Below are 9,163 nucleotides of genomic sequence, written 5' to 3' on the forward strand. Positions count from 1 at the left end.
TCGGCCGCCGCCCCAGACCACCCGAGATACCTCAGATGGCCTGGATCAACGACCCGGCCAAACGGAGAGACCCCGCACCACAAACCTCATAGCGTCACGACCGTCTCACTGGACTTGAAATCTTCCGATCCACTCAACTGGTCAAAGTGGCCTGGTGGAAGTACATCCGCCAGCCCGTCTCCGTCAAGCGCCACACAGAACTCCGCCATGCCCGGCGGTCCTGGTTGTCGGCGAAGTACGTCAGATGGACGATGCCCGGAGCGAGGACGACTCCGGCCACTTCACTGACCTTGACCGGAGACTCCGGAGACACCGAGCCTCCGCTCGTCACCGTGAGGATCGACTCCACGTCCCACCGGCGCCCAGAAGCCCCGAACTCGATGAACTCCGGATCCAGAAGCTCCAGGACACGGGCCGGGGAAGCACGCACCTCGGGATCGAGAAGCCGCATCTCCCCATCGATGGCCGCCTGCACGGCCCGCTCACTCTCATCTGTCATGTGCAAACCCTACGGATGCTGCTTGCCAAGGCACATTGAATTGATCACTCGCCGCGACGACGGCACGGCGCTGCCGTCAAAACTCGCGAACATCTCTCGGCGGAGTGATCACCAACTGCCACCGGAACTCATGCACAAGTGCTGCCGCCGAACGTGAACGAAGCCAGCCTCGCCTGGACTGCGCCCTGAAGGAGATCGCCGAGCGGGGCGGGGGAGGTCGTTCTGATCGATGGCACCCTCATCATCACCCGGCGCCGCACCGGCAAAGCGAACCGCCCGAACTGCTCCGGCAAGCGTAGACGCCACGGTCTGCACGTGTGCATGCCCTGACCGACGAGCGGGGCCGTCCAGGAGTGGATACCGGCTGCCCGGCCCGGCCGCCCCCACGACATCACCGCCGCGCGCCGCGACCATATCCTGGCCCACTGCGCGCTGCCGGTCTCGGCGCCCAGGCCGACCTGGGCTTCCTCGGCCTGGACGACGACAGGGACGACCCCGTGGGCGTCACCGGCTTCGAGGCCACCCGTGTCCGCAATCTCGCACTCGCCGAAAGGGAGGCCAACCGCATCCGGGCCGCCGGACGGGCCCCGGACGAACGACTTCGCCAACCTGAAGAACTGGCGGGCCCTCACCAAGCCCCACATCGACCCCGCTCGCGCCACCCACCTGCATCACGCACTGCTCGCCGACGAACCCTGAGGCCGCTACAGGCAATTGACCTCAACCACAGGCAGCCCGCGACCGGCACAGGCACCCGGAACAGCGTCACTGAGCCGGGATCGGCTGGGTGAGGTTCACCGGGTTGCCGTCGGGGTCCTGGATGTGGGCGACGCGCTGTCCCCACGGCATGTCGTTGGGGCCGCTGCGGACCGAGCCGCCCAGCGCCGTCACCCGGCCGAGCGTCTCGTCGACGTCGTCGACGCCGATGCTGAGCACGATCCGCGGTGCCGCCCCGGTCCCCGGGTCCTTCTTGGCCACCAGCCCGACGTCGGTGTCGCCGATGCGCAAGCCGAGGTAGAAGGCCGGGCCTTCCTCCGGTACCCGGAAGATCTCCTCGGCGCCGAACAATTCCGTACAGAAGCCGAGCAGGACGTCCTGCTCGGCAGTGATGACCACTGGCTGGATGGTGGACATAGCACTCCTGTCGAGAACGGTCATGTCGCTGGGTAGACCGTTCGAGAACGGCGAACTCATCGGCCAAACCACCCCGCCAGACGATCTGCCCCCAGACTGCCGCCCGCGACCAGTACAAGCATCCCCGAAAGCGACGCCACGCCTCCTCTGCTCACCAGCCACTCCGAAATGGCGCAGCCTCCACCTCTTGGTACGCCGGAACGCGATGCCCTGCCGTGCAATCTGCTGCAACCGCTGCCCCTCTTGGTCGGGTGGATACCGTCGATCATGTTCGACACCGAACCCGTAGGCGCCCTGGCACCATAGGTCGGTGTCCGCATCCTTCGAACGTCCTATCATCACGCAGCGGAACCTGGCGCCGTTGCTGTGCGGCCTGGCAGGCAACCCCGCCGCACAGCCCGCGACCCTTGTTCGCCTCGCTGCGGCGAACATCGATCGGACCGTGCTTGCACGGCGCCGTGACCTGCCCGCGCAGGCCGCGGTAATCCTTGCTGGCGATGAGGATGAAAAGCTGCGGTCGGAGCTTGCTGCGAATCCGAGTCTCCCGGCCGAGGTCCAGACCGTCCTTGCCCGAGACGTCGACCCGCGGGTGCGTGACCGGTTGGCGGAAGGTGCCCCGCACTTCACCGCCTCCGGCGCGCACGGGCTGAATTACCCGAAGCCGTTGCCGAACGAGGTCTACGAGCTGCTGGCCCGAGACCCGGAACCGAAGATCCGCCGTGCCCTGGCCTTCAACCGCCAACTGCCCGACGACATCCGGGCCAGGATGCTCGATGACAAGGATGCGCGAACGGCCGCCATCGCTGCCACCGAGTGGAACCCTGCGCCGACCGCCCGGATCGGTGAACTCCTTTCGCATGCCACCCGAGCCTCCCACCGCGAGATGATCTTGCTCCGCCTGGACGGTCCGCTTCCCCCCGAGGCCGCCCGCGGCATGCTCGCGGACATCGACTCCTGCGCAGACCCGGCGAACAGCGCGGCGGTACTGCGGCAGATCACCGCGACCGCCGACCTGGACGCCGACCTGACCGACCGCTTCCTGACGGACCCGCAGGTGCGCGCTGCGGTTGCGGCCAATCCGACACTGGACCCTGAGCATGTCGCGGCTCTGGCACACGATCCCGACAACGAGGTCCGCGCGGCAGTCGTCGCACGCCACGGCCTCGACCCGGTACTGCGTGAGTCGGTACCGGTCGAGTACGACGACCGCAGCAGCGGCAACGCCGTCGAGTGGCTGCTGGCCGCCGACCTGTCCGAGTCCGATCAGGTCGCCTTCGCGCGAAGCCGTCACCAAGTCTTCCGCAAGACGCTGGCCATGCGCACCGACCTGTCTGACGAGGCCGTGGGTATCCTTGCCATCGATGAGAGCTTCGCCGTGCGGCTGTTCGTGTGCGAGCGCCAACCGAACGCCCCCGGTTGGCTGCTGGCGCGCATTGCTGCCGACTGGAACGGCTTCAGCCGCTGGGACATGGTCGCCCACAAGAACTTCCCCGCCGATGCCGCCACTGCCCTGGCCCGCTCCGACGACCCGCGTGACCGGGGCGTCGCCGCAGCACATCCCGGGCTTCCGATCGCAACGATTGAGGCGCTGCTGGCCGACGACGCCGACTACGTGCGAGGTCGAGCAGCGACCAACCCGTGCATCCCAACCGAGCGGCTGATCACTCTCCTTGCGGCCGACGAGCCAGCCGTCGTCACCGGGGCGGCCGCGAACCGGACGCTTCCCGTCGTGACGATGCACCACGTGCTCGAACGGGCCGGGCTGTGAGTATGTGACGCCCGCTGACGGTGCGGCGGTGCCGTCAGCGAAGGGTGGGGAGGTAGCCGGGCGCCTTGCGGGCGTGGGTGGCCTGTTCGAATGCGCACGCATAGCCGAGGAGACGCGCGTCACTGAAGCGTGTCCCGAGGAAGGAGATGCCCACGGGCAGCGCTCCACGCGCGTATCCGGCGGGCACGGTGATGTGAGGGTACCCGGCCACCGCCGAGTTCCGGGTGGAGCTCTCGACAGCGCGCCGCGGGAGTGTTCAATGATCGGCGGATCCGATGATCAAGGAGACGCCAGATGAGCGACACCACCATCGAGCAGATACCGGGCAGTGAGCCGACGGCGGCCGTGCCGGCGAGTGACGAGCAGTTGGTCGCAATGCTCGTGGACCGGGCCCGCAGCGAGGGTCTGCAGCTGACCGGGGAAGGCGGGCTGCTCCAGCAGCTGACCAAGCGGGTCCTGGAGTCCGCCCTGGAGGGCGAGATCACCGATCACCTCGGATACGAGAAGCACGACGCCGAGGGCCGGAGCAGCGGCAACTCCCGCAACGGGACACGGGCGAAGACGGTGCTGACCGATGTCGGTCCTGTCGAGGTGAAGGTTCCCCGGGACGTGGCCGGCACGTTCGAGCCGGCCATCGTCAAGAAGCGGCAGCGGCGCCTGTCCGGCGTGGACGAGATGGTGCTGTCGTTGTCCGCGAAGGGGCTCACCCACGGCGAGATATCCGCGCATTTGGCCGAGGTCTACGGCGCGAGCGTGTCCAAGGCCACGATCCCCACGATCACCGACAAGGTGATGGACGGCATGGCGGAGTGGTCCAACCGGGCACTGGACCGCGTCTACCCGGTGCTGTTCGTGGACGCCATCAACGTGAAGATCCGGGACGGGCAGGTGGCGAACCGCCCCATCTACGTCGTGATGGCGGTCGCGGCCGAAGGGCACCGGGACATCCTGGGGATCTGGGCCGGTGACGGCGGCGAGGGCGCGAAGTACTGGCTCTAACCGCCCGCTCGACTTCTCACCGGCCCGCCGCAGGGCGGCGTGGATGCGCGGGGCCCCGTAGGCACCGCGAGATCCGGCGTGGAGCACCCGGATCTCGCCCACCAGCACCTCCTCGGCCCGCTCCCGCACCGTCCGGGCCGGCTCCGAAGCCCTGTGCGCGTAGTAGGTGGAACGCGGCAGCCCCAGCGCACGGCACAGAAACGAAACGCTGAGACCTGCGGGATTACCCTCCGACGCCTTCTCCGCATCGATGAAGTGACACCGTGCCGCGGTGTCTACCTCATCTTGTCCTGAGCGAAGAAGGCAGTCGCTTTCCCCAGAATCTCGATCGTCGCCTCCTGCTCGCGGACCTTCCGCCGCAGCCGGACCAGCTCCTCACGCTCCGCAGTGGTCAAAGCCCCGGCGGGCCCCTCACCTCGGTCGATCTTCGCCTGCTCCACCCACCCGCGCAGCCCTTCCGGACTCACGCCCAGACCCCTCGCGACCTCGGTGACCGTCTTCTCCGAGGACAACGCCAAGGCGACCGCGTCCCGCTTGAACTCGGCCGTATACCGCTTACTCGTATTACTCTTCTTACTCACTACCTGTGACTGCTTCCTCCGAGACCATCCGTCCCAGTATCAAGCTGTCCAGCCAACAGGGGGAACTTCACGAAGCCCTGTTGGTTTCCTATCCTGCCGTACTCGACCTGCCTCACGCCCTGGTCGAGTGGGTCACGATGCTCATCGTCACCCGTGAAGGTGACCGCCGGTGCAAACTCCCGCCGCACCGGCGTGCGCTGATCGCACTGGTGTACCTGCGTCGCCACGACACCCTCGCCCGTATCGCCTCGGCCTTCGGGATATCCGTCGGCACCGCCCATGCCTACGTCACCACGGTCACCGGCCTGCTCGCCGAGCAGGCACCTGGCCTGCTGAAGACGCTGCGCGCACACGATCCGGACTTCGTTCTCCTGGACGGCACGCTCGCGGAGTGCGACCGCGTCGGTGACAGCAGGGCCGACTACTCCTCGAAGCACAAGCGGCACGGGGTGAACGTGCAGGTCGTCACGGACCCCGGCGGGCAGATCCTCTGGCTGTCACCGGCACTGCCGGGCCGGACCCACGATCTGACAGCCGCCCGTACCCACCGAATCTTTCGGATCTGCGCGCGGCAGGGCATCCCCATCCTCGCCGACATGGCCTACATCGGCGCCGGCGACTGGGTCACCACCGCCAAGCGCCGCCCGCCAGGCGGCGAACTCACGCCCACCGAGCAGACCGCGAACCGGGCCCTGTCCGCAGCCCGTGCACCCGTCGAACGAGGCATGGCACGACTGAAGTCCTGGCAGATCTTCCGCAGATCCCGCATCAGCCCCAACCGCATGAGCGTCATCGCCAGAGCCGTCCTCACCCTGGAGAGGAAACGCTGAAAAGGCTCACTGAGTCCAAACCTCGGCCCGATGCACAGTAAGCCATCGAACATGACAAGTGCCCGCCTGCCCGCTGTCCGGGCCGACGGGCACGCCCACGGTTCACAGCCTGGTCCTCCCTGCTTCCCGGTCACCCGAAGAAAGGCCATGCAGCAGTACGCACCGCCCCGGCGAAGAATGCGACGGAAATGACCAGATAAAGAGTTGCCTGGGGAATACTCAGAACGGATTCGCTCGCCACCTTGGGCCTTTTTGGATCACATACAATATCCAGCCTGTCACCGAAGTTCACGTGACGCCACTGCTCCCCACCACCAATCGACACCTCGCGCACCGATCCATCAGGGCCCTCATAGCGGATAACCGAGGAAAACCCCTTCTGAGCTACGCATGCTCCGGTCACAAGAACGCCACGAACCTTGAGTATCACAATATTGAAACCAATTTCAAAGAAAAGGAAGGAAGCCAGAGAAAAACCTCCCACGCCTATGAACCAGGGAATCCAGTTCTGAGGATCGAAAGACTCATTCACGAGAAGCATCATAGCGGGATCATCGATCGAAAGAGTCCATCGAGCGGTTCGATCGCGGACACTTCCCGGCGGATTAGCCTGGCACCGCTGGACCTCTTCCGGGTACCTGATGACCTGTACATTTACTGAGCCAATCGATTTCGCGTTGGCCCCGCCGGAAGGAGGGCCCTGGAATTTCCGGGGCCCTCCTTCGCGTACCGCCTATGCCGATCGGGTCACCACCACGTAGGGCAGGGTCTTTGAGCCTCGATCCACCGCGTGATGGCCGGGCTGTGGATGTTGAATCCAGAAGAGGTGCCTGCTGACCTGGGATGATGGGAGTTCTCTACGCTTCCATCAGCACCAACCGGCAAGGCACCTCTCGAGTGAAATCTTCCCACGGCCCGGCGCGGGTGTTTGCCGCGTTCGACGAATCGAATCTGATCGCGCACGCCGGGCTGGTCCCGGTGATCCGGCTGGCCGAGCGGTGCGACCTGCCCGCCCTGGTCGCCGAGAAGGTCAAGCTGACCGGCGCGAAGAACGGCGCCGGCACGGCGGCTGACGCGAAGACGATGAGCATTGTGGGCGGCATGGTCGCCGGCGCCGACTCCATCGACGACCTGGATATTCTGCGCCATGGCGGGCTGGGGAAGCTGTTCGGCGGGGTGCGGGCGCCGTCCACACTGGGCACCTTCCTGAGGGCCTTCACCTGGGGACACGTCCGCCAACTCGAAGCGGCAGCCCGAGCGTTCACCTGCAACCTGGCCGCCCACACCGGCCTGGTCCCCAAGACGGACGAGGTCGTTTTCGTCGACATCGACTCCAAGGTCAAGCAGGTCTACGGACCCGCCAAGCAGGGCGCCTCCTTCGGCTACACCAAGGTCCGCGGCCTGCACTTCCAGATCGTCACCGTCAAGACATCCACCTGCGCACCGGTCATCGTCGCGACAAGACTCCGCAAGGGCTCGGCAGGCTCCGGCAAGGGCGCCGCCTCGCTGCTGCGCGAGGCCCTGGCCACCGTGCGGGCCATGGGCATCACCGCGCAGATCGTCGTCCGCGCCGACTCCGCCTACTTCTCCCACAAGGTCGTGGATGTCTGCCGCAAGGCCGGCGCCCGCTTCTCCCTGGCCGTCGCGGTCACCAAGACCATCCGCGCGGCCATCGAGACGATCGGTCCCGACGTCTGGACGCCGATCAAGTACACCGACGCGGTCTGGGACGAGGAGGAGGAACGCTGGATCTCCGACGCCGAGATCGCAGAAGTCCCGTTCACCGCGTTCACCAGCAAGAAGAAGGCGTTCCACACCACCGCCCGGCTGATCGTGCGCCGCGTGAAGCGGCTGAACCCGAAAACGGTGCCCGACGGGCAGAGCGAGCTGTTCGCCGTCTGGCGCCACCACGTGATCTTCACCGACAGCGTTTTCGTCCTGACCGACGCCGAACCGATGCACCGCGCCCACGCCGCGGTGGAACAGGTCTTCGCCGACCTGGAAGACTCCGCCCTGGCCCATCTGCCCTCGGGCAAGTTCACCGCGAACGCAGCCTGGCTCACCCTGGCGGCAGCCGCCTACAACCTCACCCGCGCCGCCGGCCACCTCGCCTCCATCTTCCATGCCAAGGCGCGGACCGGCACGATCCGTCGTCACCTCATCCACGTCCCGGCCCGCATCGCACGCCCGGGACGACGGATCGTGCTGCACCTGCCCCAACACTGGTGCCAGGCCGATGACTTCACTGACCTGTGGACCGCCCTCGGGCAGCGGATGCAAACCTGACAGCCGGACCCCGCCGCCCACCCACGCCCCGGAAGACCTCGGAGAACCCGCCACCGGCAGCGGCCAGCCGGAAAACCGACCTGCCCGGAACCCAAAATCCGCCCCAAAAGCAATCACACCGCGTGATCAGAGATCACGCGGTGGATCGAGGTTGAGGCCGAACGCCCGCCAGATCCGCGAGACGGCCGACTGCGACATGCCCTGGGCCTGGGCCATCGAACGTGTCGACCAGTGCGAATCGCCTGTTGGTGGGCTCTGGCCCAGCGTCGTGGCGACCAGGGCTTCGACCTGCTCATCCGTGATCTTCCGCGGTGCACCCGAACGCGGCCGGTCCACCAGACCCTCCAGCCGGTCCGCGGCGAACCGGGACCGCCACTTGCGCACCGTCTCCCGCGAGACACCCAGGTCGTCCGCGACCCGCGCGTTCGACCGGCCCTCTGCACACGCCAGCACGATCCTCGACCGCAGCACCAGTGCCTGCGACGCCGTCTGCTTGCGTAACCAGCCCCGCAGCACCCTGCGTTCGTGATCGGATAGCTCCAGCGACAACGGCTTCGGACCAGGCATCGCCACACTCTACAACCGCACGCGAACTAACGACTCAGGACACTAGGCGGAGATCCACACTTCGTAGTGCGTGCAGACATTCGAAGTGTCGCAAAGATGCCCGCCAGGGTCTGAAATCGCGACCTTGCACACATGGAGTTTGGGTGATAGCCGCCAAACCCGGCAGTCCGAGTGGGCCGCCGCAGGTGGTGCCGCCCATGTCGACCAGGCCGCGCACGTCCTGGTCCTGGCCGCCGCCGCGTTCGCCCTCACCGTACTGAGCTGAACGACCCTCCACCCACCTACATCTTGAGAATGGGGAAGACCATGGATCAACAGGAGATCGCGGAGCAGCTGCGCCGCGCAGCCGAGGAGCAGGAGCGCGCCGCCTAGTGTCCTGAGTCGTTAATTCGCGTGCGGTTGTAGAGTGGGGCGATGCCTGGCCCGAAGCCGTTGCCGCTGGAGTTGTCCGATCATGAACGCCGGGTGCTGCGGGGCTGGTTGCGCAAGCAGACCGCGT

General features: G+C 66.6%; 10 protein-coding genes and 1 pseudogene. 5 read left to right on the top strand and 6 right to left on the bottom strand.

The window, feature by feature from the left end:
• Nucleotides 1-133: 133 nt before the first annotated feature.
• Together E6P78_RS32110 and E6P78_RS32115 are read right to left on the bottom strand one after the other, a co-directional pair.
• The gene (locus tag E6P78_RS32110) at nucleotides 134-499 is read right to left on the bottom strand and encodes a DUF4440 domain-containing protein (protein WP_168712762.1); all 366 of its coding nucleotides are present in this window, start codon (nucleotides 497-499) and stop codon (nucleotides 134-136) included.
• A gap of 765 nt (nucleotides 500-1,264) precedes the next feature.
• The gene (locus E6P78_RS32115) at nucleotides 1,265-1,633 is read right to left on the bottom strand and encodes a VOC family protein (RefSeq protein ID WP_136207150.1); all 369 of its coding nucleotides are present in this window, start codon (nucleotides 1,631-1,633) and stop codon (nucleotides 1,265-1,267) included.
• Nucleotides 1,634-1,943: 310 nt separating this feature from the next.
• Here E6P78_RS32115 and E6P78_RS32120 point away from each other — a divergent pair, with 310 nt between their 5' ends.
• On the top strand, nucleotides 1,944-3,401 hold the full coding sequence (locus E6P78_RS32120; RefSeq protein ID WP_240799462.1) for a hypothetical protein: 1,458 nt from the start codon (nucleotides 1,944-1,946) through the stop codon (nucleotides 3,399-3,401).
• A 34-nt stretch (nucleotides 3,402-3,435) separates the two neighbouring features.
• Here the strand turns inward: E6P78_RS32120 and E6P78_RS32125 are convergent, their stop codons facing one another.
• Complete coding sequence (locus E6P78_RS32125) at nucleotides 3,436-3,612, bottom strand: hypothetical protein (protein ID WP_136207151.1); 177 nt, start codon at nucleotides 3,610-3,612, stop codon at nucleotides 3,436-3,438.
• 164 nt (nucleotides 3,613-3,776) lie between these two features.
• On the opposite strand from E6P78_RS32125, the pseudogene E6P78_RS32130 reads away from it, so the two are divergent.
• Nucleotides 3,777-4,397, top strand: a pseudogene (locus tag E6P78_RS32130) (transposase); the annotation flags it as partial.
• 278 nt (nucleotides 4,398-4,675) lie between these two features.
• On the opposite strand, the gene E6P78_RS32135 reads toward E6P78_RS32130, so the two are convergent.
• Nucleotides 4,676-4,981 carry a transposase gene (locus tag E6P78_RS32135; protein ID WP_136207152.1) on the bottom strand — a complete coding sequence of 102 codons (306 nt, stop codon included), beginning with the start codon at nucleotides 4,979-4,981 and terminating at the stop codon, nucleotides 4,676-4,678.
• Nucleotides 4,982-5,061: 80 nt separating this feature from the next.
• On the opposite strand from E6P78_RS32135, the gene E6P78_RS32140 reads away from it, so the two are divergent.
• The gene (locus E6P78_RS32140; RefSeq protein ID WP_136207153.1) at nucleotides 5,062-5,811 is read left to right on the top strand and encodes a transposase family protein; all 750 of its coding nucleotides are present in this window, start codon (nucleotides 5,062-5,064) and stop codon (nucleotides 5,809-5,811) included.
• Nucleotides 5,812-5,941: 130 nt separating this feature from the next.
• Here the strand turns inward: E6P78_RS32140 and E6P78_RS32145 are convergent, their stop codons facing one another.
• Nucleotides 5,942-6,343, bottom strand: coding sequence for a hypothetical protein (locus E6P78_RS32145; protein ID WP_136207154.1), 402 nt, complete (start codon nucleotides 6,341-6,343; stop codon nucleotides 5,942-5,944).
• A 365-nt stretch (nucleotides 6,344-6,708) separates the two neighbouring features.
• Here E6P78_RS32145 and E6P78_RS32150 point away from each other — a divergent pair, with 365 nt between their 5' ends.
• On the top strand, nucleotides 6,709-8,097 hold the full coding sequence (locus tag E6P78_RS32150) for an IS1380 family transposase (RefSeq protein WP_136207155.1): 1,389 nt from the start codon (nucleotides 6,709-6,711) through the stop codon (nucleotides 8,095-8,097).
• Nucleotides 8,098-8,223: 126 nt separating this feature from the next.
• Here the strand turns inward: E6P78_RS32150 and E6P78_RS32155 are convergent, their stop codons facing one another.
• Nucleotides 8,224-8,664 (bottom strand): helix-turn-helix domain-containing protein, encoded by a 441-nt coding sequence (locus E6P78_RS32155; RefSeq protein WP_240799463.1) that lies wholly within the window; start codon nucleotides 8,662-8,664, stop codon nucleotides 8,224-8,226.
• 139 nt (nucleotides 8,665-8,803) lie between these two features.
• Between E6P78_RS32155 and E6P78_RS33970 the strand changes: the two genes are divergently transcribed.
• Nucleotides 8,804-8,929, top strand: a complete 126-nt coding sequence (locus E6P78_RS33970; RefSeq protein ID WP_276607245.1) for a hypothetical protein — start codon at nucleotides 8,804-8,806, stop codon at nucleotides 8,927-8,929.
• Nucleotides 8,930-9,163 lie beyond the last annotated feature (234 nt).

The organism is Streptomyces sp. A0958, from assembly GCF_004795035.1.
Classification (GTDB): Bacteria; Actinomycetota; Actinomycetes; order Streptomycetales; family Streptomycetaceae; genus Streptomyces.